We start from the raw sequence: 25,208 nt of genomic DNA on the forward strand, positions 1-25,208 counted from the left end.
AACTAATTAACTTGAAATTGAGGAAGAATTAATCTGCTTTCTTTTTACCGTCTTCAAGCGATGCAGCATCCATACAAGGATCATGGCAATGATCACTCCGATATTTCCAAACCATGATAAAGAAACTAAGGAAAAGTTGTTTATCATAGCTCCGCCTAGAGCAGCCCCAATGGCCATCGAAATCTGACTAATCGATTGGTTCAAACTAAGCATAATACCTGATTGGGCGGGTACAAGTGTAGCTAGATTCAAGAGCTGTGCAGGCTGGATGCTCCATACAGAGGCTGACCAAAGAAAAAGAAAAACAAAGATGATGATTGAGTGATGTGCAGATAATGAAAGAAAGATAAGTGAAATAATATCTAGACTCATGCTGACAAGTAGTGTACCAGTAATTCCAAATTTATCCGCACAGTAACCGCCAGCTTCTGAACCAACGAAACATGCAACACCAAATACGAGCAATGCAGGACTCAGTAAATCTTCAGATAAGCCTAGTCCTATTAGTAAATAGGGAGAGATATAAATATACACCAGTGCATAGCCGCTTAACCAGAAAAGCGTAATGAACAGCCCAAGCAGCACTTTTGGACTTTTTAACAAAGCTAGCTGTTTAATGAGCGGAATCGGTTCTTCTCCTTGCACTTTGGGTATCACAGCAATGATAATAATTGTTGCGATAACACCAAATAAGGAAATATCTAAGAAAACGCTTCTCCACCCAAAGGCAGAGGACAGTAATCGACCAAACGGCACACCAATAATAAGCGCCAAGGTAAAGCCAATTGTAACGGTAGCGATGGAACTCGCCTGCTTTCCGACAGGTGCAATTTTTGCTGCAATCGTGAGTGCGGTGACAATAACCGCTCCTGCCCCTATGGCACAGATCATTCGTGAAATAGTAAACAATACAAAACTAGGGAAAAAATAAGATAGCAAATTGCCAACGATAAAAATACCTAGCGAATAAAGTGTGAGTTTACGCCGATCTATTTTTGCTGTAAGCGATATGAGCAACGGTGTAGCTATGGCATAGGTTAAGGCATAGACGGTTGTGAATTGCCCGGCCTTCGAAACAGTAATTCCCATTGACGAAGCGATCTGATCAAGAAATCCGGAAGTAACAAATTGTGATGTACCAATGAGAAAACTGATAAGCGCTAGAACGTATACTTTCCACATACTCTTCAATTGCAGTCAATCCCCCAATGTGAAATTAATTAAGTAACATTTATCCTTGTGGTTTCGTTACTAAGTGTATATATTGGTAGTAATAAAAGACAGTATGCACTTTAAAGTAGGATACTATATGAAAGGAAAGTAAAGATGAAAAAATGGTCTATAGATGAAGGAAATTGTTCCATCTCATACACACTGTCCGTTGCAGGGGGAAGATGGAAATGGCTTATACTCTATAAGCTATTTAAAAATAGGGTCATGCGGTATGGTGAAATCAAAAAAGAGCTTCCTTCCATAACTCATAAAATGTTAAGTCAAGTTTTAAAAGAGTTGCACAGTGATGATTTGATTGAACGGATAGACTATGCTCAGGTCCCGCCAAAGGTGGAATATCAATTAAATGAGCGGGGAAAAAGTTTGATCCCTATTCTTGAATTAATGGCTGAATGGGGAAAAGAAAATTGTCCGCGATTTCATATGTGAAATCACGACAAACGTCTTCAGTGATTGTGATCGAAAATCGGACGATTAACTATTAATTTACTTAAAGGTTTTGTATAATTATTTTGTTTTCGTAATTTCTGAACTATTTTGGCTAAAACAACTAGAGAGAGTAGAGAAATTTAATGGAAAAAGCAAAGAAACAACAAATCAATGCTCAACGCACTTTTTATGGTGTACTATTCGCCATCGGATGTGGTCATTTTTTTAATGATTCGATTCAAGCTGTGATTCCGGCGATGAATCCGATCCTTGAACAAACGTTAAATTTGAATTACGGGCAAATCGGCTGGATTGCTTTTGTTGCTAATATGACTGCTTCGGTTATTCAACCTTTTTTTGGTTACTATGCAGATATTAAATCCAAACCGTTTTTACTGCCAATTGGGATTTTAACCAGCTTGGTTGGTTTAATTATTTTTGGGCTGGCGCCCAGCTATGCATGGGCGCTCTTCGCCGTCTTCTTTATTGGCATAGGCTCATCAATTTTTCATCCTGAGGGTTCGCGTGTGGCACATATGGCCGCCGGATCAAAGCGAGGACTTGCCCAATCCATTTATCAGGTTGGAGGCAATTTTGGTCAATCAATGGCACCTGTGCTGACCGCGCTGATTTTTCTTCCATTTGGACAGAAAGGTGTTTTATCCTTTTCGAGCTTTGCATTTATCGGCATGATCGTCTTATTCTTTGTCTCACTTTGGTATAAAAAACATCAGACAATTCGAACTCCGCGTGACAAGCATGCCCAACAAATAAAACGGAACAAACGTGAGGTTTTTGTACATAAAAGGGTCGTTACGGCAATGGTACTGCTCATTTTTATCATCTTTGCACGTTCATGGTACTCGACATGTATCTCAAACTTTTATCAGTTTTATTTGATTCATGATTATGGGCTTTCGATTCCAGTTGCACAACTATTTATTTTTATTTTCATGGTATCCGGTGTGGTCGGCACGTTCCTAGGCGGCCCGCTGGCTGATCGGTTCGGTAAAAAAACCGTTATTCTCGGATCATTCGTTGGTGCGGCACCTTTGACCTTGATGCTGCCTTATTTGCCGCTTTATTTGATTGCACCGGTATTTTTACTGATCGGCTTAATCATTACATCGAGCTTCAGTGTTACCGTCATCTACGCCCAAGAATTAATGCCGGGACGACTCGGTATGGTCTCCGGGTTAACAATTGGCTTCGCTTTTGGTATGGGCGCTATCGGTGCCGTATTGTTTGGCAACCTTGCAGATCTGTTCAGTATCCGATTTGTCATGATTTTGTGCAGCCTTTTTCCACTTTTCGGATTGCTTTCAGTGTTACTGCCGGGTGATCTGAAAATTAGACGATGGAATAAAGAAACGAATTAAACAGTCACATAGTGGCAAATTGTCTCTATAGTTAATCATCCATTGCCATGGACATAAAGTAAACGATTACAACGAACAATTAGAGGAGAAAGTTGTTAATGAATAAGGAGCGGATCAAGAATGAACGCTGCATTTTTAATCACGCCGAAAAGTGAAGTGAAATTTGTCTATGAGCATTGGACAATCAGGCAGGCATTGGAGAAGATGGAGCACTATCGCTATTCGGCCATTCCAATCTTGAATAAGCAGGGCATTTATGTTGGTACCTTAACTGAAGGCGATATTCTGTGGAATCTGAAAAAAAATGAAGATCTGGATTTCAGAGATACTGAAAACATCGCATTGAAGGATGTGCCGCGATACAGGGACATCAAAGCGATTTCAATTGATGTTGAAATTGAAGACATTATAGCAACGTCCTTAACACAGAACTTTGTTCCGATCGTTGATGACAGCGGTGTATTTATCGGAATGATTCGAAGACGTGAAATTATTGCTTACTTGCTTAAATTGCAGGCAAGCACAATAAACCATGTATGATGCTCAAACCTTCCTTGATGATTAATCAGGGGAGGTTTTTGATTGCGAAAAAGAAGCTGCTTCATTATTTTCAATAAACGTGCGCGCAGCAGAGACTAATTCTTTTCTCAAGGATTCGGGTTTCAGCACTTTTACACGATCTCCTAATGCGATCAACTTCGCTTTCCACATCTGTTCATATTCAGGCAAACGAATATGCATGATCCATTTCTTTTCATCTATGGGTTCGAACGTCCCCTTTGGAAAAAATTCTTCGAGCAGATCACGATCTTTATCCTGGATCAGGAGTGCAATGTCAATGCTGCACTCTGAATAAAAATGATTATGCTTTTTCATAAGCGCCTCTATATTTTTATGTTTCTGAAATTGGCTATCAAGCATGGTGGCCTTTTTTATACGCGTGATTTTAAACAGCCGATAATCATTTGCGTGCTCGCAATAGGCAAAAAGATACCAGGCGTACCATTGATAAGTTAAAGCAAGCGGCTGCACTTTTCTTTGCGAGGCATCTTGCTGTGCGTTTCGATAGGATATTAGTATATGACGGTGCTGGTGGATGGCATTGTCCAAAATTTCAAGGCTCTGCTGAACGTTAGAGCTTTCCTGCGCCGCGCTGTAGTCAAGAAAGATGCTGTTGCTCTTTGAATTCCCGACTAGATTCTTATATTTGTCGAGCAGCACTTGGAAGTTCTTACTGTGAAAGGACGACTGAAACCCCATGAGTGCAGTGATAATAGTCATGTATTCCTGTTTTTTAACAAACTGTTTGTTTAGGGTAAATCGCGGCTCAATGCTGTATCCGCCATGTGCTCCTAAAATGGAGCGGATGGGTATGCCCGCCAGATTAATTGTCTCCATATCACGTTTAATGGTGCGAACCGACACTTCAAATTCTTCGGCTAACTCCTGAGCGGTAGTCTGTTCGTGATTCATCAGGAAAATAACAATACCTAAAAGCCGATCTATTTTCATTTTGTTCGCTCCCTAATGCAGTTTCAATCAATTTTACATAATAAACGTGCCATATTGCTGTCACCATTACCATTCTATAATAAAAGAAACGGATAGGGAGAGATGATGATGAACGAAAAAATGAACATTGCGGAGCAAGTGTATTCAGGATCTTTTTTGCGATTTTATCCAATAAATGAGCAATGGACGGATGAACTCTACTCCTGCTACACCAATCATTACTTGCAAGAATACATTGACGATCATAATTGCGAGACGATTTTTCAATTCAAAACTAAAGACGAGATGGCGCGGTGTATTGAGGAATGGAATCAGGCATGGCAGGAGGACAGATATTATAGATGGGTGGTCAAAACGAAAGACGAAAATCGAGTGATTGGTACGATCGAGATCGCGTCAATTCCAAATACTACAAACTATATAAACCGTGTTTTCAATAAAAAGCCGGGAACGTTCGTCGATAATCCGACTCATTTATTTGAGCAAGGGGTTCAAGACGGTGTCTTGAGAATCGATGTAATTGGCGACTATGCAAAAGAACAAATCTTTGACGATATACTGAATTGCACAGATGAATTTTTTACTGATTACCGTTTGAATAAAATAATCGTACAGTGTCTTGATCGTGATGCCGAAAGATACGAAGTGATGAAAAAACACAGTTTTTCACCAATCATCCACCACGGGGAGAAATTGTATCCTTATTTGATTAAAAGTCTGAGTGCATCTAATTAAGACCTGCGGAATGGATAAGAAAAACCGGGCAAAAAGCGCCCGGTTCTTACTTTCGCAGGATGTGATTGTTTCCCCTTGCCGCACATAAAATAAGCGGAGATCTTCCGCTTATTTGCATCATGATCCTTGTTTCACGGGTAAATAAGGGTAGTTTTTCCGCTTATTTAAAGAAAAGCCCTCCATTTTCACGTTTTTCCATTCGATAAGGGGAATTTCTCCGCCTATTTAAGCAATTTTTCCATTCATTTTCGAATTAAGCGGAATTTTTCCGTCTATTTCTCGATTTAGTACTTACCTGATCCCCCAACTGAATTGTATGACCTTATCGTTGTATCGACAGGCCGAATGTTAAACGTTTTTATCTTGTTAGAAAACTTGGCTTTACCAAGCCTCTGACGAAGGCGAAGACCTAGTGCACTTACAAATTCTTCTAAATCTTTATATTTTTATACGTAAATGTGATGAATTTTATTTGATGAAACAGATTGAACTTGCGTTAAATAGTATGTACACATATAGTATGTACACATATAATATGTATACATACTATTTTTTGGGGTGTTTCTTATGGATATTGAAAAGATACTTGGCTATTTGCTGAATACAAGTGCGCGACTAATCAAACATGACATGGAGAAACAACTCATTGACTTTGACATAACGACGGCACAGTGGGCAGTGCTGAAGCTGCTTGATTCATGGGGAGAACTCACGCAGACCGAAATCGCAGATAAGTTGAAAAGTGACAAGGCAACCGTTGGTTCCATTGTTGCTAGATTAAGTAAAAAAGATTTGGTAGTTAAGCGTTTAAGTGTGAAGGACAGTCGCGCCAATAGGATTAGTCTGACAGAACAATCAAAAATAATGGTGAAGCAAATTGAAAAACTGGCTCACCGCACATCAAGAAATGCTTTAGTGGGATTCACTAAAGAAGAACAGGTACAGCTCATTCAAGCATTACAAAGAGTCATTCAAAATTTAGATGAGGCGGCAAACAGATGACATTAGCCGAGGAAATTTTAAGAGCTTTTTTATTGGTATTGGGCTTAACTGAGCTTTCGTTAAATGGTTCTTATTTAGTAAGCGTCAAATAATGGACACCTTCTCATGACCAACCGATCATGCGATGATATCTTTATCAATTGATCAGGAGGATGATCCATGACACGAGTAGAACTACATGAATGCTGGCAGAAACGAATGCAAGATTTCGAGACTAGCGATTTAACAGGCAAAGAGTGGTGTGCGGATCAGGGCATTCCTTTATGGCAATTCCGTTATTGGCGACGCAAGTTCCGTCATAGTCGCCCAGTTCCTAATACAAATCACTGGATGCCTGTTGGATTGGCCAATGCCGCAGAGCAGGAGCCCTTATTCATTTATGTTGGATCCGCGAAAGTTGAGGTTCATACTGGGTTTGATCCAGATTTGTTTGCGGATGTTGTTCGGGTGCTGCGTGCTTTATGATCCGTGCGTCCAGCATTGAAAATGTCTATTTGGCTAAAGGTCCTACGGATCTGCGCAAATCCATTGATGGATTATCCGTCTTGGTTCAAGAAGGCTTTCATCTCGATCCGTTTTCGCCATGTCTGTTTGTCTTCTGCAATCGAAAACGAGACAAGTTAAAAATTTTGCATTGGGAATACAGCGGATTTTGGCTGTATTACAAGCGTTTAGAAAAAGGAACCTTTCAATGGCCGAAGGCCAATGACTCAAACCCTTCGTTACCCATCAATCGTCGTCAGCTCAACTGGCTGCTGGATGGTCTGTCCATTCAGCAGCGTCAGGCACACAAAGAAATCACTGCGCGCACCCTTCTCTAATTTTCAAAGAAATGAGAGACATGGCGCGCGTCTTCGATTATAATAAAAAAATGGAAAACCGAACGGATTCAAACACACCCACAATAGAAGAACTGCGTGAGGAACGTGATGCGCTGAAGAAACAAAACGCCGAACTGACGCTCAAGCTGAAGTGGTTTCAAGAACAATTCCGTCTCAGCCAAAAACGTCAATTCGGCGCTTCGAGCGAAAAGACACATCCTGAGCAGTTGACGCTTCAACTATTCAATGAAGCAGAAAGCGAATCGGATACTAACCTTCCCGAACCGACCGTTGAAACGATTACCTATAAACGCAAGAAAAGCCAAGGGCAGCGACAGGAAAAGCTGGAAAATCTCCCCGTTGAAGTGATTGATTATGACTTACCTGAGGACGAACAGATCTGTTCCTGCTGCGGAGGAGCTTTACATGAAATGTCCACTGAAGTTCGCGAAGAACTGAAAATCATTCCTGCACAGGTTAAGTTCATCAAACATGTTCGTCACACGTATACCTGTCGGCATTGTGAACGGGAAGCCATACAAACGCCGATTGTCACTGCGAAAGCGCCAAAAGCTGTTTTTCCCAAGAGCTTAGCGTCACCTTCGGCGATGGCCTATGTGATGTGTCAAAAATATTTGGACGCTCAGCCGTTATACCGTCAGGAACAACAATTGAAGCGTCTAGGTGTCACCTTGTCCCGGCAAACACTAGCCAATTGGATGCTTCATGGAGCTGAACGTTGGCTCCGACTTATCTATGATCGGATGAAGACTTACTTAGTTGCCCGTGACCTTTTGCATGCAGATGAAACCACGCTTCAAGTTTTGAAAGAACCGGGACGATCTGCTTCATCGAAGTCGTATCTTTGGCTCTATCGGACGGGACGTGAAAAACCGGGAATTATTCTTTATGATTACCAAACGACACGTGCTGCCAAGCATCCGATGAAATTTTTGGAAGACTTCAAGGGTTATCTGCAAGTGGATGGTTATGCGGGGTACCAGCAACTCAAAAATGTCATTCTTGCCGGATGTTGGGCTCACGCGCGAAGAAAATTCAGTGACGCATTAAGTGCGTTGCCTGAATCCGCCAAGGAATCCGCTGTCATCGCCAAAGAAGGACTCGCTTATTGTAATCAGCTTTTTAAAATTGAACAGGATCTTAAAAAAAGCAAGGCTTCCGATGATGAACGCTATCAAGTACGACAAAATCAAAGCAAACCCATCGTTGAGGCTTTTTCAGTATGGCTTCAAAAACAGGCACCTAAGGTGCTGCCAAAAACCGCCTTAGGATTAGCGATCAAATACTGCCGTGGGCAGTGGGAAAAGCTGACGGTGTTCCTACAAGATGGACGACTAGAATTAGACAATAACCGAGGGGAGCGTTCCATCAAACCCTTTGTGATTGGAAGAAAGAACTGGTTATTCTCAAACACGCCTCGTGGAGCTAAATCAAGCGCAACGATCTATAGTATCATCGAAACCGCTAAGGAAAACGGATTAATCCCATTTCAGTACCTCATTTATCTATTTGAGCAACTACCCAATCTTGAAGAACAGAATGAGGATGCACTTGATCAGCTGCTTCCTTGGTCCTCAAGGCTTCCGGAAAACTGCAAATTATCTTCCCAACAATCATAAATCAAGCCCACATCTTTGACTAGGTGTGGGCTATTTGACGCTTACTCAAAAACAGGCACCTAAGGTGCTGCCAAAAACCGCCTTAGGATTAGCGATCAAATACTGCCGTGGGCAGTGGGAAAAGCTGACGGTGTTCCTACAAGATGGACGACTAGAATTAGACAATAACCGAGGGGAGCGTTCCATCAAACCCTTTGTGATTGGAAGAAAGAACTGGTTATTCTCAAACACGCCTCGTGGAGCTAAATCAAGCGCAACGATCTATAGTATCATCGAAACCGCTAAGGAAAACGGATTAATCCCATTTCAGTACCTCATTTATCTATTTGAGCAACTACCCAATCTTGAAGAACAGAATGAGGATGCACTTGATCAGCTGCTTCCTTGGTCCTCAAGGCTTCCGGAAAACTGCAAATTATCTTCCCAACAATCATAAATCAAGCCCACATCTTTGACTAGGTGTGGGCTATTTGACGCTTACTTCGTTAAATGGTTCTTATTTAGTGAAACGTAATGGGCTTTCATTAGCAAGAAAACAACATGGAGAACTGCCTTCTTATTTGCCGGATCGTAATATAAGAGTAAAAGTAGTCGTGATGGGTGCCTTTGGGCTTGTGTTTGCAATCGTTTCATTAAGCTTATATTTCTTTCATACTTACGTGAAGCTGCCGATTGTCATTTCAATGTTTCTGTTTATGATTTATGGAATCGGCGAGGCGTTCTATTATAAGTATTGGAAAACCACGGGTTTCGCTATTGTGACTGTACTCGCATTTCTTATTTATTTACTGATATAAAATATCTTTAGGCTCATTTACAGAGCATTTTTGAAAGGACGGTCGTATGAATAGATGACAATAAACTGCGCATGTACTATAGAAAAAATCAATTCAGATCCATTTAAATTCACTAAGTACATGCCATCAAAATCGAAAAATGTCACTCTATGTATCTATCATGGCTGGGGAACAACAATAAGTGACTTTGATTTAAAAGCAAGAACGCTTGCTGAACAAGGATATGAAGTGAACCTACCCGAAATCATTTATCATGACGGCAGGCAGAATATTGGCAACCACTTTGATTCAAAAATTACTAAGGAATATTTTTGGAAAACAATCTTTTGCAGTATTGATGAGGCAGTAAACTTTTATGAACGATTTAAAAATGATTCGCACAAACATGTGCTGATCGGAAGTTCTATGGGCGGTTTTATTGCTGCAGGAATTTTTGCTCAACTGAGCGGTTTTGACGCCTTAATTATCGTTAACGGTTCAGGTTCATTTTTGTTGTCGAAATCTATTTTTCGAGAGCAGGACGGAAGGAAACCTTTGGCACAAGAACTGGTCGATGTATTTTATCGATATGATCCAAGGTATCAATCCATTATTAACGTAGCCCCGCAATTGCTAATGCACGGGGATCATGATCAGATTGTTTCTATTGATGGAGAGAAGGACTACTATAAGTATATGAACGCGCAGTCTGATTTGGAAATTGACTTGGAAGTCTATGAACATGTAAATCATGAATTTACCGATCAAATGTATGACGATCTGAGGACTTGGTTGAAGCGATATGACAAATAAATCACGGAGGCTGTCATGCAAATAGAACTCAGTAAATTTCGCGTGAAAAAGGGCAAAACTAAGCAGGTTGATCAATGGATGAAAATGCTTAATGAGCATATGCCGGAAGTAGTTCTAACCTTAGAGAATGAGAAAATGTATAGTGAAACTATTTTCAGAGAGAAGCATCAAGACGAGGAGTATCTCTATTGGTATTCAGTTCAGGGAGATAATGGCGCACAGGTAGAAGAGTCAAGCATGGAAATTGATAAGAAACATCTTGCTTATTGGCGTGAATGCATCGATGAAAGCTATCATGCACCGTCAATAACGACAGAGGTGCATATGATCCCTGATCAGTTAGGCACACTGATCAATAAAATGGAGAACAATCATTAATACTAATGAATTAAACGGCATAATGGAGGTAACCAATTGGAAGTACAATTGCTTGCGCATACGCAATTAAGTTCAGCATTCAGAGATAGGATTAAAAATGAATTAGCACAATTAACTAGTGAGCCTTCCGATGGACAAGTGGTTGCGTTGACCGCAATCAGAAATTGTTATTCTTCAACATATCCAAGTGAAATATTTATGAAAGAATATAAAAAGTATTTTGGCAAGAAGGCATCAGACGGAAAAAGCGGCACAGATGCCGAGCGGTTGTTTCGGCAAATTATACATAGCGGTCATCTCAGCACGATGGAGCATTTATCCTTCACATTCTCCATTCAGAATGTTAGCCGTGCGCTGCTTGCCCAGCTGACCAGACATCGAGTCGGCTTCTCTTTTTCTGTAGAAAGCCAAAGATATACGAGGCTTGGAAGCAATGATAAATCTGGTGGCTTCCATTATGTTGTGCCGGAGTCGGTGAAGCGAGCGGGCGGTGATACGTTGGCTGTTTTTGAATCAACGATGAAGCAGTTACAAGAGAATTACGATACGCTGCGAGAACAGGGGATTCCGCCTGAAGACAGCCGATCATTGTTGCCAAATGCCACGGTAACAAATATTGTGATGACAGCCAATCTTCGTGCTTTGCTCGACTTTTATAAAAAACGCAGGCATGGCCATGGTGCACAATGGGAAATTGCGGAACTTGCTGAAGCATTACGGAACTGCGTCGTTGAGGCGGAAACGTGGACTGAGCAGTTTTTTAAGTTTAAGAATACAAAATGATAAGAGCTTCTTTATGGGGCTCTTATCATTATTAAAATTTTTATGATTCAATTATGATCGTGTTCTTGAATCGTAACGCGAATTTTCTCAATACGATTGTCTTTAACAGAGGTGACTTTAAAAACCATATTTTCATGAGAAACGATGACTTGCTCGTTCTCTTCGGGAATGGATCCGATCTGGTTCAAAATAAATCCGGCAACTGTGTCTATATCCGCGCCTTGAATAGATGTTCCAAAGCGTTCATTGAATTCATCAATTTCCAGCAAACCGCTGATGAGGTACGTGCGGTCATCAATTCGAGTGATTTTTTGTTCCTCTTCATCATGTTCGTCATCAATTTCACCGACAATCTCTTCGATGAGATCTTCCATGCTGACAATACCGGAAAAGCCGCCATACTCATCAATTAAGATTGCCAAATGGTTATGTGTTTTTTGCATTTCATGAAGCAAATCGTCGATATATTTGTTTTCCGGGACAAATAAAGGTTCGCGTAATAGTGATGTGAGATCGACGTGATCGAACCCGACGTCGCTTGCAGCTTTGAAATAATCCTTCATGTTCAAGACGCCAACGATCGTGTCACTATCGGTTTGATACACCGGAATACGGGAATAATTTTCGCTCAAAAGCATCTGAGCAAGCGCATCAGATGGTGTGTCTACACTGATCACAAAAGTTTCAGTTCTAGGTGTCATAATTTCACGCGCTTTTTTGACATCAAGTTCAAAAACACCCCGGATCATGCCAAGCTCGTCCGGATTTATCGAGCCATCATCTTCGCCGGTCTGAGTCAATAATTGAATTTCTTCGCGCGAGGTAATCTCGCTCGTATGATTTCGTTCGATGCGTGTCAGCTTTGCCAATATATTTGTGGAAAACGAGAGCAGCTTGACAAAGGGTTTAGCAAATTTACTAATGAAAAGAATTGGAGATGCGGAAAAACGGGCGATTTTTTCTGTGTTTTGCAGTGCAATCCTTTTCGGAAATAATTCGCCAAAAACGAGCGTGACATAGGAAAGCAGGATCGTAATGATCGCGATCGAAACTTCTCGGGCATAAGGTACCGGCAAGATATCGGCGAAGCGGTTAGCAAGACCCGTCGCAGCCGAGGCGCTGGAAAATAGGTTGGCAAAGGTTATACCAACTTGAATTGTTGCCAAAAATTTTCCCGGGTCAGCGATCAATTTTTCTAAGATAATGGCTTTTCGATCACCTTGATCCGCTTGATGAGCGATATGTTTCTTATTTAGTGAAACAAACGCGATCTCAGCCGCCGCAAAAAAGGCGTTAACTAATGTTAAAATAGCAATAAGAATAAGTTGGAAGAGAATAGAGCTTCCACTATCTCCCATTGGAGTATCCAAAAAATCGCTCCCTAGTATGTATTTAAAAAATTGAAAGGACTTCATCTGTACTATACCCATCTAATCAATAAATTCTCATAGAAAAGTCAACTTTTTGAAATAGAACAGAAAAGTTTGAGGTTCTTTTCATAGATATCGGTTTCATCAGGCGGTTTTGAAAACTTTGTGATAAACTATAGAAATATGGTCTATGTCGGAGGGAAAATGAATGGAAAATAAAGATATAAAGGCAGGCAAGGGAAAGCAAAAGAAAAGTAAAGTCGTGACCATCATTGCGGTTGTCTGTGCGATTGATGTGGTCGCTACTTTAATTTATTACTACGCCTCAGGCGCGTTTAAGTTTTGATTTGTTGCTTGGAAGGGGTTTTAGGCATGGAAATAAAGCAAGCAGATTATGATGAAATAAAAAATTGGGTCGATCATCAGCTCCAAATGAATACGGAAGAGAAAAGACCTGCTTTTGCAGATCGAAAAATCAGACCGATTAGTTTTGCGATGTATGATGATCAAGGCAATGTGATCGGTGGTGCGGCTGCTGAATTTCATTGGAACGCGCTGCACGTCAGTTTGCTTGGCGTAAGCAAAGAATTTCGTATCAAAGGTGTGGGCAGTATGCTGATCAACCGCATTGAACAGGAAGCACGTGCAAATCAATGTGATATGGTTCTGCTCGAAACCATGAGCTATCAGGCGCCTTTATTTTATCAGAAGCTTGGATTCCAGATCATCGGAAGAATTGGTGATTACCCTGCCAAGGGAGAATGCCAGTACATATTGCAAAAAATGCTCAACTATTAAAAAAAGCCTGGTACAGTTTAATCGCTGTACCAGGCTTTCTTACTTCATTCATACAGTTGTGAATCGTTTGAATCAATAACTTTTGTTCTATTTGGTATAAAGGGCCACCAATTGCCGCGGCCAAAAAATTTGACCATCACAGGAACAAAGAATGGAATAATGACCACCGCATAAAGGACCAAACCTATAATGACAACACTGGCAATTTCAACAAGTGAGAGCATTCCCGAAGGCATCATTGCCGCAAAGGTTCCGCTCAGGATGATCACCGCTGAGAAGATTACGCTGCCCATATGCCAGAGTGTCAGCAACATACGTTCACGAATGGCTCGATTAGCATACTCATTGAATCGAGCCATAACAAATATGGAGTAGTCGATGCCCAAGGCGACGAGCACAATGAATCCGAAGAACTGAGTTGTCCACGTTAGTCCGGAGTAGTGGAACAGTTTCGAGAATATCAATTCTGAAAAGCCCATCGCCGAGAAGTAGGTCAAGAGCAGCGATGCCATTAAATAGATCGGCATAGTCAGCGACCTCAAAACAATTACAAGAGCGATGAACACACCGATACTGACAAAAGTAACGGCTTTCTGATAGTCAGAGCTTGAAAGCTGCTTCAAATCACTATTAAAGCTGGAGATGCCGCTGATCCCTACATGTGCGTTTTCAAGTTTCGTTCCTTTCAAGATGGACGGAAGTTCTTTTTTGAATTCCTGAAAATGAGCAATTCCCTTATTTGTATAAGGATCATCTTTCAAAGTCACCTGAATACTTGTGATTTTTCCATCTTTGCTCATATATTGATCTAGAGCATCGTTAAACTCTTTGTTCGTGAAAATTTGATCCGGTACATAAATTCCTGACTGTTCATAGGAAACTTTAGTCCAGTTGCCAATGAAATTGTTTGCCGAGTTAACGCCATTTTGAATCTTTTTTGCACCATCCGCACCTTTTGCAAGCCCACCGGACAATGTCTGCATTTGGTCTTGAACATCACTGAATCCACTCTTTAACTGCTTTTGACCAGAAGAGATTTGTGTGAGCGCATTGGTCAGCTGTGGCGTATTTTGGATGACTTGATCCTGGCCGCTGCTTGCTTGATTTAATCCGTTTTCCAATTTGCCGAGACCGGTGTCTAATTGGGTGAGACCGGATTGAAAACTATTGATGCCCTGCGTCACTTTAGCAGACTGACTGTTCAGTTGGTTCATCGCATCCGCCAATTTCTGAATGCCGCTGTTCAGTTGAGTAATCTGAGCCTTTGCTGTTTTCGTTTGATTGGCGATTTCCGTTTGAATGCTGTTCTGAAGATTTTCCATAACTGTCGGTAACTGCTTTAATCCAGTTGCTAATTGAACAAAATTCGGATCTTGCATCGCTTCCGGATGAGCCTTAATGTACGCTTGCAGATTTACCTGAATCTGGCCAAGTGTCTTTTCTAGGTCGCTTGTGTCAATGGCGGGCTGGCTGCCGGAGCTTGATGATGAGAATTGGCCGAGTTGGTCTGAGACTTTTTGCAAGTTCTCAGCAACCTGTTGATAGCCATTTTGAATCTGTTCTTGACCGCTTTGGAGCTGTTTCAGCTGTTTCTGCGCATCTTGAACATTTTTTCTGATTTCCGAAGTTCCGGCTGAACCTGATTTGATTCCGTCTGAGATTTGCGCCAGTACGGACTGTATTTTCTGAACCCCGTCTTTTGTAGCGGAAGTTCCGTTTTGCAGCTTGTCGATGCTGGTTAGTGCTGAATTTAATTGCGGCTGTGATTTATCTATTTTCTTACTCGTTGTTTGCAGACTGTTCTGCAAGGTTCCCAATCCGCCGGAGGCACTTTTCAATCCTTTATGAACAGTATCTGATTGTTTTGTTACATAGATGTCATTCAGTCGATTACCTAACGGACGTGAAACGCTCATCACTTTCTCAACATTCGGATCTTTCTTTATTGCTAAGGAAATACGTTCGATTAGCGCAACATAATCTGATGAACGCATGTTATCATCATTTTGCAAATAAATCGTTGCCGGAGACATGTTCCCCGCACCGAAGTCTTTGGAAATAACATTAAAGCCGGCTTTTGCTCCATAAGTGTTCGGTAATTCCTCAGGGGAATTAAATGAAAGCGCCCCATTATAGGTGATGATCGGTGGGACAGTAAATAAAGCGACGATCAGCAGCGCGACGAGTGGGCGCGCAAACGCGAGCTTGCCGGCAGCTGCCCATAGGTCACTTTTAGGTTCTTTTATTTTTCCGCCCATCGGCCAAAAGAGGTGTTTACCAAGTGTGACCATGAAAAGCGGGAGCAACGTAAACAAAGCAAGCAGCAGGAATATGACCCCTACGCCCACAGCAATCGCGCTTCGGTACAGGCTGAACTCAACAAATGCAAGCGAGAGAAAGGCGATGAAAACGGGAATTCCGCTTTTCAGTACAGTCAGCCCGGCCGTCCGGAACGTTGCTTGGGTGGCCTGATATTTGTCATTCCCCTTTGCAAGCTCCTCTCTAAATCGACTTAAAAGGAGAATGCAATAATCGGTACCGATACCGAATAAGACAGCGATCATGAATGTTTGTGTAAAGTTCGAAACCGGGAAATTGAAATAGTTGATAAGGAAAGAAACAACAAATTGTGCAACGACATAACTGATACCAACTGTAACAAGCGGTATAAAAGGTGCGACAACTGAACGGAAAACAAGGAAAAGAACAACGAGTATGAAGATCAGTGTAAGGCCTTCTGTTCTCTTCACACCTGCCTCAGCAGCTGAACTCATGTCATCATTAATCAATTCCTGACCGGTTAAATAGGTTTTGACACCGTCTGTTTTAAGTTCAGTATCAATTTTATTCCGAAGTGTGTGAACGGTGGTCGGATTTACATTTTGGACTTGGAAGGCAGCCATTAACGTTTTTTTATTTTTTGAAAGCAGCTGATCTTTTAAATCTTTATGATCAAAGACATCGATGACACTTTCAATCTTAAGATCCTTTTTGTTTTCTTTGACATGATCTAACGTCTTTTCAATAGCATTTAATTTTTCTTGGGACAACCCCTTACTCGAATGAAAAGCTGCCACATAGGTGGTTGTATCTTTACTGTCACTGAACTTCTTTTCTAATTTAGCGGCTTGCTGCGTCGGATAATTTTTAGGTATGGAATAGCCGCCTTTATCACGTACCAAATCATTAAAATTCGGTGCAGTAAAAATAAGGATAGCCAGACCGATAATCCAAACACCGAGCAGCACCCACCGCAATGTGATAATTTTTTTCATTTTTTCTCCTTCTGTCTCATGATGATTTCATTGATCTTCAAATAGATGCGAACAAATTCTTTGCTGTCCTGTTCACCGACTTCTTCGATCCATTTACCTACAAGATCGTGAATCTTACGTTCTCCTTCAAGAAAAATAGCTCTTCCTGTGCATGTAGTGTATAATCCGAAGCTGCGGTTATCGATCATCCGTTTTTCAATATACCCCTTATCCACTAAACGGCTGACGCGAATACTGACGCCGCTTTTATTAATATCCAGCAGATTCGCAATTTGAATCGGGCTGATGCCTGGTTTCTTCTCCAGCATCCTGAGCAGGCAGAGCTGTTCAAAAGTGATGCCATGGGCTTTGATGACCCCTTCAACAGCTTCGTGAACTCTATTAGATGTATAAATGGATACATCTTCATAAGCACTAATCAAGGATTTTACCGAATCCAATTCCAACTCTTTCTCACCTTCTTAAATAGATAACTGTGTTAACCATTTTATATGGTAACAATATTTGGTTTATACAGTCAACTAAAACGAAAAATTTTTAGTGATCTGATCCGATTAAAAAAATATATTTTTTGGTTCGTCTAAACTTACTTCTCGTCCGTCTAATAAAAGATGAATCAAAAAGGAGGAAATAAATGACTAAAATGAAATTAAATAAGATAGCTTTTTATTCAGAAAAAACTGAGCTCCTGTTTACTTACGAGTATCGTGAAACGACACTAGTCAACGATTGTCACACCTATATGTTTTCGTTTTATCAGGTGAAAAGAGGGTGATTTAATTTGTTTTGGAGAACAGGAGATCAACAGAACAAGGCATTCTTTTTGGATTTGTTCCAAAAATATGAGAAGGACATCTATCGAATCGCTTATGTTTATGTCAAAAACAAAGAGGACGCATTGGACATTGTCCAAGAAACCGCTTATCGCTCCTATAAGAAGTTTCATGCACTGAAAAATAGAGAACAGTTTAAATCATGGTTGATCAGTATTGCGATTCATACCGCGATTGATCTCTTGCGCGAGCGGAAAAAAGTTATCTATCTGACACAGACAAATGAAGATCAGCTTCGATTCTTGAGTGGATCGGAAAAAGATCTTGCTTTATCTCTGTCACTGAAAGACGTTATGGAGACGATTTTGTCCGATGATGAGAAAGCTGTTCTAATACTGAAGTATTATCAAGAATACACATTTAAGGAAATTTCAACGATTATTGATACACCTGAGAGCACCGTGAAATCAATGGTTTACCGTGCTCTGGCAAAAATCAGAAATAATTACGGGGAGGGTCAGTATTTATGAGCCGATTAAAAGATGACATGATGCATATGGACATTCCCGATGAATTGCACCAGAGAGTTGTTGCCGGAGTTGAGCAGGCAATACATAACGGAAAGTCTGCTAAGAGTAGAAAATGGAGTTTGAAGAAAAAGACCTTAACGATCGCTGCGGCTGCACTGGTTGCATTGGCATTATTTGTTGGATCTCCATTTGTTTCACCAGTGATGGCTAATATTGCTCAGAAGATTCCTTTTTTAAATGCAGTTTATCATAAGGATATAAGTTCACGAATTGCTGAGGCACTGGATGCGAGACACATTCCTTACGATAGTATTGCAACTCGTTATGGTCAAGGTAAAACAATTATTGTCGGCATTAAAGACAGCACCCATTCAGGATTGCGACGAGAAGCTACTATTGTTATAAATCGTGTGATGAAGGAGAACGGTTATGATTCATTTGCGATACAAACGACAGATTCGATGGTAAACGATAAACCTATAAAAGCGACCCCTGATGAAGATAAAAGGACAAAAGTACTTTCGGAACTGGCTGAGTCTTTTGAAAAATTTCCGAATGTAAATGTCAGTATTCTTGGAACAAAAGCTTTTGACGTTCAAATGCCTGACACGGAAAAAAGAGTAGATGAAATCAAACAAAAAATTAAGGATGTTGCCAAGCGTTATCATATGGAGGACTATCCGATCAAAATAACAACATTCAGCATGACGAAGCGACAGCTTGATCATCAATGGGGCCCGCTTATCACTACGATTGGTGAAGGGGTTCTGGCAAAGAAAGAGTACCATGTAAAAGGGTTTGGTTATTCGATAAAGGGAGATACGATGAATTTTATCATTACCACGACCTATGATGAAGTAAATGAGAAGTCAAAGACAACTGCCGTTAAAATAGAACAGCTCATCAACAACTTTTTAAGATCAGAAGACGCTCAGAAGCGTGTCGGTGATAAAAAATACAAAGTTATCATTAATACAACGGATCATCATCAAATCAATTGATTGTTATTAGTAAACAAAGCAGCAAACCGATTTTTAACGGTTTGCTGCTTTGTTTTTTAAAAGTTTATTTTCACAACAATCCTACCGACAGAATTCCCTTCAAGTAGTTTCGGCAGAATCTCCGGAAGCGCTTGAAAGGGTATTTCTTTTTTTATTATGGCAAGTTTCTGACTGTCCTTTAATTCAGTTGCCATACGCTTCCAAAGTGTTTTCCGCAACGGCATTGGACAATATACAGAGTCAATACCGAGCAGATTAATTCCCCGAAGAATAAAAGGGAAAACCGTCGTCGGCACTTTGCTGCCACCAGTCAAGCCGCATACAGCCACTGATCCGCCATAGTTAATTTTGCTCAATAGTGAGGCAAGTTGATTTCCACCGACCGGGTCAATCGCTGCCGCAAATTGTGTTTTATCTAGAGCCTTAATCTTTCCATCATAAATGGCAGTTCTCGGTAAGACGGCAGTAGCGCCAAGTTGATCTAAATAGTCGGCTTGCGAAGATTTGCCGGTACTTGCAATCACATCATAGCCTAGTCGCGAAAGCATGACTACAGCTGTTGTTCCGACACCACCGGTCGCTCCGGTGACAAGGACTTTTCCTTTTTCCGGTGTGAGTCCATTTTGTTCGAGCTTGGCAATGGCAAGTGCGGCCGTGAAACCTGCTGTTCCGAAAATCATTGATTCTTCCAAAGTCATTTGCGAGGGCAAGGGGACAATCCAGTCACCTGGGAGAGAAGCGTAGCCGCTAAAACCGCCAAAGGTAGTGACACCGATTTCAAAACCAGTCGCTATAACCTGATCTCCTGATTTGAAGCGGTGATCCTTCGATGAGACGACCACTCCGGCAAGGTCAATTCCTGGGATAAACGGATAAGTAGTGACAATTTTCCCATCAGGAGTACATGCGAGCGCATCTTTATAGTTGACACTAGAATAGAGAACTTTAATAAGCACATCTTCTTTTGGCAGGTTGCCTAATTCGAGTTGTTTTATTTCTACGGTGTGCTGGTCGGCTTTTTTGTCAACAACGAAGGCGGAAAAGGATTGGGACATTTTGTTGACCTCCTATCAAATGATTCTAAAAATAGGATACGGCATTGTATGCTTAATAAGCAATGCTACTGGTCACGCATCGGTCATGAGGTTTGTATGTGCGCGCGTACGTTTGCTATTTATGTCAATTTTGTGTCATAGCCCTCACAAGTAAGCAAGGGTGTAGACAAAAATCGTTTATTAAATTATAATGATTATATTAAAGAAATGATTACAAATAAAAAGGAGCGATTTCTATGGCAGTTGCACAAGGCACAACAACAAAAACCTTTCTAAATCAACAGGTGGCAAATTATGGTTTGTTCTATACAAAATTGCATCAATTGCATTGGTACGTCAAAGGACATAATTTTTTCACACTCCACATTAAGTTTGAGGAGCTCTATGATCAGACGACAGCCATTCTTGACGAACTGGCAGAACGCTTGTTGCAAATTAACGGCGAACCCTATTCAACTTTACAGGAATTCTTGGAACATGCAAGCTTGAAGGAAAAACCGTACACAAATCCGATGACGGAACTTGAAATGGTACAGGTCGCTGTTGACGATCTCGTGCAATTACGTGATGAATTAGCTGAAGGAATTGTTCTTTCGGATAACGAAGGTGACGCCGTGACGAACGATATGCTGATCGCGGTGAAGAATAAGCTGGATAAGGAAATTTGGTTCTACACCGCTTTTCTTGGCAAAGATCCGGTACCGCAAAACAATCCTAAATGAGAATGAATTTTAATTGGAGAATTGTCGAGATGCATTTACGCATCTCGATTTATTTTTTTGCTTTTATGTTATACCTGGTACTAATATCTGATATAATGTTTGTAGGAAGCAACAAGGAGCGTGGATATTAATTGGAATCAAGAGCTACAATAACTGCCATTGGGGCATATGTTCCGGAACAGCGAATGACGAATCACGATTTAGAACAACTTGTCAATACATCAGATGAATGGATCGTTAGGCGGACGGGAATGAAAGAACGCCGAATCGCAGGTCCTGAAGAATTTGCCAGTGATTTAGCTTGCGGAGCGGTGCATAATCTCGTTGATCGTTATACAAGTGATCTTACTGATGTAGATTTGGTGATTGTCTCAACCACCACCCCGGATTATGGATTTCCAAGTGTTTCCGCGAGGGTTCAAGCGGCTTTTCAGCTCAAACACGCAGGTGTGATTGATTTAAGTTCCGCTTGCTCGGGTTTTGAATACGCTCTTCACGTCGCGAACGGGCTCGTTACGAGCGGATTGAATAAGAAAGTGCTCGTAATTGCCGCCGAGACAATGTCGAAGGTAACGGATTATACGGATCGAACCACATGCGTGCTTCTTGGGGATGGAGCAGGAGCCGTACTTGTTGAACATACGGATAAAAGAGGCGATTTTCTTGGTTCCTATATGGGTGCTGACGGAAGTCTCGGTAAAGCTCTTTATCGCACAGGATTATCAACGGTTATGGATGGAGAAAAACTGATCGACACAGGAAAAATGATTCAGAACGGTCGCGAAGTATTCAAATGGGCGGTTAAGACAGTAACCGCCGGAATTCCGGCACTTCTGGAAAACAGCGGGTTACAGATCTCAGATATTGATTGGTTCATCCCGCATAGCGCAAACTTACGATTGATTGAAGCAATAGTTGAACGATTAGCGATTCCAATGGACAAAGTTCTCTACAGCTTAGAGTATTATGGCAACACGTCATCGGCTTCAATTGCTTTGGCATTGTCAGAAGCAGTCAGGGCAGGGAAAATCAAAAAAAATGATCGTTTGCTTTTATACGGATTCGGCGGAGGACTTTGTCACTGCGGTCAAATTATTGAATGGAACATCTAAAAAAATTTCGGAAAATAATGGATCGGAAGGAAAAACGTTGTTGTTTTCTTCCGGTCCATTTTCCTATACGGTCAATGACAATCAAGCTGTCTTAGTGAACTGTTCACTTTATACCTGCCAAAACGTAAAAGCTGCGTGCAGAATTTATCAAGCATTGGCGCATCCGGAAAACAGGTTTTTAACATGTAGCAGCCGTCACCAGAAATTTTATGAGCCTCAATACAATGCGGATTCTCAGCGATCATTTGTTCAAATCCGCTGTAATCGGAAGAGGACATATAAACCGTTATAAACTGAATGGAATCATAGTGCCGCTCGATTGTAAAACGGTGAATGATTCCTTGGTCGATCAGACGCTGGACACGAAGGCCAGTTGCCTGTCCGGTCATATGGATGATATCGCCAATTTGCTTCCATGTTAGACGGCTGTTTTCAGTTAATAAGCAAATGATTTTCCGGTCGAGTTCATCCATCGTTGATTTCCTTTCATTTTGAAAAAATAATGGAGCAATTCTATTCATCAGCTACTGTAATACAAGAGTCGCATTCATGTACAATCACCATATCAGATCTTTTGGAGGGTGACAAACATGAGTGAAGCCTTAATCATTATCGATGTCCAGAATGACTATTTTGCAGGAGGAAGGATGCAGCTCGATAAGCCAAAAGCTGCGCTTGACCATATTGAGCAAATGCTCGGGCATTTTCGCGAGGCAGGAAAGACGATCGTATTTGTTCAGCATGTCGCAAAAAATGCGAACGCCACTTTTTTTCTTGAGGGTACGTTTGGCGTTGAGATCCATTCTGTGCTGACTGCCAAAAATTACGGGGAAGAATTCATTGTCCAGAAGAGCTTTCCAAATAGTTTTCTTAAGACGCGATTGCAGGAGATACTCACAAGCAATCAAGTCGATTCGTTAGTGATTTGCGGTATGATGACTCACATGTGTGTGGATTCAACAACACGGCAGGCGGCTGAACTTGGTTATCGTTGTACGTTGCTTAGTGATGCCTGTGCAACGAAAGATTTAGTAATAGAAGATGGCACCGTACGAGCCGATCAAGTGCAAGCTTCTTTCCTTGCCGCTTTGCAAAGCTTTGCGATAGTGAGTACAACGAGTGATTTTCTGCAAAACTCATAATTTGTTGAAAACATTAATTGAAAAAGGCTTTAGCGTATGAAAAAAGGGCGCAATGTGCCTGTTCCTGAAAATTCGCAAGCAGCGCTCTGATTGTGAAAGGGAACCTTTGACGTTATATGGCAATAAGAATGAGTAATTTAAGTTGATTTTGTTCATCGATTCAATGAAATAAAATGTCTTCGTAAAGCTGCTATTCATTGTATAATGAAAATTAATTCTGATTTCATTTCAAGCATAGGCGGTGTTCTGGTGAGTAAGTGGCAGACAAAAGAAGCGTTGACAAAATTATTGAGCGAACTAGTAAAGATCCCTAGTGTATCGGGCTCGCAAGCAGAGAAAGAGTTTCCTAAGTTTGTTTTACATAAGTTGGCTGAACTAGACTATTTTCAAAATTATCCGGAACTTTTGAATCAAATGCCCACAGAAGATGGGCGCTCTTTTATTTCCGCCTTTGTGCGCGCTTCTCAGTCGACAGCAAAGACGGTCATTCTTTTCAGTCATTTTGATGTTGTTGATGTCCAGGATTATGGAAAATGGAAAGGGATCGCATTCGACATTGAAAATCTGACTGATCGCTTTTATGAAGCGAAAAATGATCTTCCTAAGGAGATCCGTGAAGATATCGAATCCGGTCACTGGCTGTTCGGAAGAGGGGCTATGGACATGAAAAGCGGGCTCGCGCTGCATCTATCCCTAATTGAAAACGCGTGTGAAGGAAATTTCGACGGCAATCTACTTCTCATTTCCGTTCCGGATGAAGAAGTGAATTCGGTTGGTATGCGAGCAGCGGTTCCCCATCTTCTTAAGTTGAAAGAAAAATATCATTTAGACTATCGTGCAGCGGTAAATTCCGAACCGATGTTTTCTCTTTACCCGGGAGATCAAACGAATTACATTTATACCGGTTCAATCGGTAAGGTGATGCCAGGATTTATGTGCTATGGAAAAGAAACGCATGTTGGCGAGCCGTTTTCCGGATTGAATGGCAACTTGATGGCGTCGCTAGTGACAGCGGAACTTGAATTGAACACCGATTTGTGTGATGAGGATGAGGGAAACGCTGCACCGCCCCCAACTAACTTGATTCAAAAAGGATTGAAAGAATCCTATTCCGTTCAAATTCCGAACCGGTCGGTCACACTTTTTAATCTGTTCTTATTAGAACGATCAATTGAAGAAGTTACAGCGTTATTACTTGAAAAAGCAGCCCGAGCCGCCGAAAAAATTGAAATTTTATACCAGAAAGAGGCTGAAAAGTACGCGGCGCTCACTGATTCGACTGCGGCAGAACGAAAAGTGCGTGTGCTCACCTTTGAAGCGTTGATTCGCGAAGCACGGCAGTTAATGGGGGATAAACAGGTTAATACGCTCATTGATGCTCTGGTTGAAGAGCGTGGCGATAAAGATGATCGGGAGATATCCATTCAAATCGTTGATCAACTCGCTATTCAATGTAAAGAGCTTGCGCCGATGATCATTTTATTCTATACACCGCCCTTTTACCCGGCAGTACAATCGCATCATCGTCCAATGATTCAGGATACGGTTGAAAAAATTCAGAAATGCGCACATGATGTCTACCAAACAGATTTAACGGAACAGCATTATTTTAGCGGCATTTCGGATTTGAGTTACATTGGCATGCCAGCAAAGCTTACGTCTATGAATGAATTGACAGCAAATATGCCGATTTGGAATCGCGGTTATACAATCCCATTTGATGCTATGGAGCAGCTTTCCGTCCCCGTATTAAATCTTGGCCCAATTGGGCGTGATGCACATCAATGGACGGAACGATTGGATGCAGATTTTGCATTCGATCCACTAAAAGATCTACTGATTCTCGGTATTCGTGAACTATTAATTTTTTGAAAAAATGAGATTAACCTTGAATTTCGGCTTATCGCAAAATACGCTCAATCATTTTTA

At 41.2% G+C, this 25,208-nt stretch carries 27 protein-coding genes and 1 pseudogene; 21 read left to right on the top strand and 7 right to left on the bottom strand.

The window, feature by feature from the left end; all coding sequences use genetic code 11:
• Window positions 1-6 precede the first annotated feature (6 nt).
• Window positions 7-1,191, bottom strand: coding sequence for an MFS transporter (locus ABWW58_RS03020; RefSeq protein WP_353867764.1), 1,185 nt, complete (start codon window positions 1,189-1,191; stop codon window positions 7-9).
• Between the two features lie 135 nt (window positions 1,192-1,326).
• Between ABWW58_RS03020 and ABWW58_RS03025 the strand changes: the two genes are divergently transcribed.
• The 3 genes from ABWW58_RS03025 (at window position 1,327) to ABWW58_RS03035 (ending at window position 3,581) form a co-directional block, all read left to right on the top strand.
• Window positions 1,327-1,662: a winged helix-turn-helix transcriptional regulator gene (locus ABWW58_RS03025; protein WP_093674250.1), complete on the top strand. Its 336-nt coding sequence runs from the start codon at window positions 1,327-1,329 to the stop codon at window positions 1,660-1,662.
• A gap of 143 nt (window positions 1,663-1,805) precedes the next feature.
• The gene (locus tag ABWW58_RS03030) at window positions 1,806-3,041 is read left to right on the top strand and encodes an MFS transporter (protein WP_353867765.1); all 1,236 of its coding nucleotides are present in this window, start codon (window positions 1,806-1,808) and stop codon (window positions 3,039-3,041) included.
• 120 nt (window positions 3,042-3,161) lie between these two features.
• Window positions 3,162-3,581 carry a CBS domain-containing protein gene (locus ABWW58_RS03035; RefSeq protein ID WP_353867766.1) on the top strand — a complete coding sequence of 140 codons (420 nt, stop codon included), beginning with the start codon at window positions 3,162-3,164 and terminating at the stop codon, window positions 3,579-3,581.
• 21 nt (window positions 3,582-3,602) lie between these two features.
• On the opposite strand, the gene ABWW58_RS03040 is transcribed toward ABWW58_RS03035, so the two are convergent.
• The gene (locus ABWW58_RS03040) at window positions 3,603-4,553 is read right to left on the bottom strand and encodes a helix-turn-helix transcriptional regulator (RefSeq protein WP_353867767.1); all 951 of its coding nucleotides are present in this window, start codon (window positions 4,551-4,553) and stop codon (window positions 3,603-3,605) included.
• A gap of 108 nt (window positions 4,554-4,661) precedes the next feature.
• Between ABWW58_RS03040 and ABWW58_RS03045 the strand changes: the two genes are divergently transcribed.
• The 10 genes and pseudogenes from ABWW58_RS03045 to thyX all read left to right on the top strand — a co-directional run bounded on the left by ABWW58_RS03045 (window position 4,662) and on the right by thyX (window position 11,501).
• Window positions 4,662-5,288 carry a GNAT family N-acetyltransferase gene (locus ABWW58_RS03045; RefSeq protein ID WP_353867768.1) on the top strand — a complete coding sequence of 209 codons (627 nt, stop codon included), beginning with the start codon at window positions 4,662-4,664 and terminating at the stop codon, window positions 5,286-5,288.
• A gap of 567 nt (window positions 5,289-5,855) precedes the next feature.
• A complete protein-coding gene (locus ABWW58_RS03050) occupies window positions 5,856-6,290 on the top strand; it encodes a MarR family winged helix-turn-helix transcriptional regulator (protein ID WP_353867769.1) in 435 nt (144 codons plus the stop codon).
• 159 nt (window positions 6,291-6,449) lie between these two features.
• Entirely contained in the window at window positions 6,450-6,755 is a 306-nt protein-coding gene (tnpA, locus tag ABWW58_RS03055; protein WP_353867770.1) for an IS66 family insertion sequence element accessory protein TnpA, read from the top strand.
• Window positions 6,752-7,111 carry an IS66 family insertion sequence element accessory protein TnpB gene (gene tnpB / locus ABWW58_RS03060; protein ID WP_353867771.1) on the top strand — a complete coding sequence of 120 codons (360 nt, stop codon included), beginning with the start codon at window positions 6,752-6,754 and terminating at the stop codon, window positions 7,109-7,111. The genes tnpA and tnpB overlap by 4 nt, the downstream gene beginning before the upstream one ends.
• A 50-nt stretch (window positions 7,112-7,161) precedes the next feature.
• Window positions 7,162-8,751 (top strand): IS66 family transposase, encoded by a 1,590-nt coding sequence (tnpC, locus tag ABWW58_RS03065; protein ID WP_353867858.1) that lies wholly within the window; start codon window positions 7,162-7,164, stop codon window positions 8,749-8,751.
• A gap of 52 nt (window positions 8,752-8,803) precedes the next feature.
• Window positions 8,804-9,187: pseudogene (locus ABWW58_RS03070) on the top strand (IS66 family transposase); the annotation flags it as partial.
• A 34-nt stretch (window positions 9,188-9,221) separates the two neighbouring features.
• Complete coding sequence (locus tag ABWW58_RS03075) at window positions 9,222-9,548, top strand: hypothetical protein (protein WP_353867772.1); 327 nt, start codon at window positions 9,222-9,224, stop codon at window positions 9,546-9,548.
• Window positions 9,549-9,602: 54 nt separating this feature from the next.
• Entirely contained in the window at window positions 9,603-10,340 is a 738-nt protein-coding gene (locus ABWW58_RS03080) for an alpha/beta hydrolase (protein ID WP_353867773.1), read from the top strand.
• 15 nt (window positions 10,341-10,355) lie between these two features.
• Window positions 10,356-10,718: a DUF6176 family protein gene (locus ABWW58_RS03085; protein ID WP_353867774.1), complete on the top strand. Its 363-nt coding sequence runs from the start codon at window positions 10,356-10,358 to the stop codon at window positions 10,716-10,718.
• A gap of 36 nt (window positions 10,719-10,754) precedes the next feature.
• On the top strand, window positions 10,755-11,501 hold the full coding sequence (gene thyX, locus ABWW58_RS03090; RefSeq protein ID WP_353867775.1) for an FAD-dependent thymidylate synthase: 747 nt from the start codon (window positions 10,755-10,757) through the stop codon (window positions 11,499-11,501).
• Window positions 11,502-11,548: 47 nt separating this feature from the next.
• Here thyX and ABWW58_RS03095 read toward each other — a convergent pair whose 3' ends face one another.
• Window positions 11,549-12,859, bottom strand: coding sequence for a hemolysin family protein (locus ABWW58_RS03095; protein WP_353867859.1), 1,311 nt, complete (start codon window positions 12,857-12,859; stop codon window positions 11,549-11,551).
• A 220-nt stretch (window positions 12,860-13,079) separates the two neighbouring features.
• On the opposite strand from ABWW58_RS03095, the gene ABWW58_RS03100 reads away from it, so the two are divergent.
• A complete protein-coding gene (locus tag ABWW58_RS03100) occupies window positions 13,080-13,217 on the top strand; it encodes a hypothetical protein (RefSeq protein ID WP_177184805.1) in 138 nt (45 codons plus the stop codon).
• Between the two features lie 26 nt (window positions 13,218-13,243).
• Window positions 13,244-13,669, top strand: a complete 426-nt coding sequence (locus tag ABWW58_RS03105) for a GNAT family N-acetyltransferase (RefSeq protein ID WP_353867776.1) — start codon at window positions 13,244-13,246, stop codon at window positions 13,667-13,669.
• A 44-nt stretch (window positions 13,670-13,713) separates the two neighbouring features.
• On the opposite strand, the gene ABWW58_RS03110 is transcribed toward ABWW58_RS03105, so the two are convergent.
• Window positions 13,714-16,944 (bottom strand): MMPL family transporter, encoded by a 3,231-nt coding sequence (locus ABWW58_RS03110; RefSeq protein WP_353867777.1) that lies wholly within the window; start codon window positions 16,942-16,944, stop codon window positions 13,714-13,716.
• Complete coding sequence (locus ABWW58_RS03115; protein WP_353867778.1) at window positions 16,941-17,390, bottom strand: MarR family winged helix-turn-helix transcriptional regulator; 450 nt, start codon at window positions 17,388-17,390, stop codon at window positions 16,941-16,943. The genes ABWW58_RS03110 and ABWW58_RS03115 overlap by 4 nt, the downstream gene beginning before the upstream one ends.
• A gap of 335 nt (window positions 17,391-17,725) precedes the next feature.
• Between ABWW58_RS03115 and ABWW58_RS03120 the strand changes: the two genes are divergently transcribed.
• Together ABWW58_RS03120 and ABWW58_RS03125 are read left to right on the top strand one after the other, a co-directional pair.
• The gene (locus tag ABWW58_RS03120; RefSeq protein WP_353867779.1) at window positions 17,726-18,247 is read left to right on the top strand and encodes an RNA polymerase sigma factor; all 522 of its coding nucleotides are present in this window, start codon (window positions 17,726-17,728) and stop codon (window positions 18,245-18,247) included.
• On the top strand, window positions 18,244-19,248 hold the full coding sequence (locus tag ABWW58_RS03125) for a DUF4030 domain-containing protein (protein ID WP_353867780.1): 1,005 nt from the start codon (window positions 18,244-18,246) through the stop codon (window positions 19,246-19,248). Before ABWW58_RS03120 ends, ABWW58_RS03125 begins: the two co-directional genes overlap by 4 nt.
• A 56-nt stretch (window positions 19,249-19,304) precedes the next feature.
• On the opposite strand, the gene ABWW58_RS03130 is transcribed toward ABWW58_RS03125, so the two are convergent.
• Window positions 19,305-20,303 (bottom strand): acrylyl-CoA reductase family protein, encoded by a 999-nt coding sequence (locus ABWW58_RS03130; RefSeq protein ID WP_353867781.1) that lies wholly within the window; start codon window positions 20,301-20,303, stop codon window positions 19,305-19,307.
• Between the two features lie 236 nt (window positions 20,304-20,539).
• On the opposite strand from ABWW58_RS03130, the gene ABWW58_RS03135 reads away from it, so the two are divergent.
• Entirely contained in the window at window positions 20,540-21,025 is a 486-nt protein-coding gene (locus ABWW58_RS03135; protein WP_353867782.1) for a Dps family protein, read from the top strand.
• Between the two features lie 131 nt (window positions 21,026-21,156).
• Complete coding sequence (locus tag ABWW58_RS03140) at window positions 21,157-22,137, top strand: ketoacyl-ACP synthase III (protein ID WP_353867783.1); 981 nt, start codon at window positions 21,157-21,159, stop codon at window positions 22,135-22,137.
• 71 nt (window positions 22,138-22,208) lie between these two features.
• On the opposite strand, the gene ABWW58_RS03145 is transcribed toward ABWW58_RS03140, so the two are convergent.
• The gene (locus ABWW58_RS03145) at window positions 22,209-22,610 is read right to left on the bottom strand and encodes an Lrp/AsnC family transcriptional regulator (protein ID WP_353867784.1); all 402 of its coding nucleotides are present in this window, start codon (window positions 22,608-22,610) and stop codon (window positions 22,209-22,211) included.
• 117 nt (window positions 22,611-22,727) lie between these two features.
• Between ABWW58_RS03145 and ABWW58_RS03150 the strand changes: the two genes are divergently transcribed.
• Entirely contained in the window at window positions 22,728-23,279 is a 552-nt protein-coding gene (locus ABWW58_RS03150; protein WP_353867785.1) for a cysteine hydrolase family protein, read from the top strand.
• A 249-nt stretch (window positions 23,280-23,528) separates the two neighbouring features.
• Entirely contained in the window at window positions 23,529-25,151 is a 1,623-nt protein-coding gene (locus ABWW58_RS03155) for a M20/M25/M40 family metallo-hydrolase (RefSeq protein ID WP_353867786.1), read from the top strand.
• Window positions 25,152-25,208: the final 57 nt, after the last annotated feature.

Source organism: Sporolactobacillus caesalpiniae, assembly GCF_040513385.1.
In the GTDB taxonomy this organism is placed as follows: Bacteria; Bacillota; Bacilli; order Bacillales; family Sporolactobacillaceae; genus Sporolactobacillus.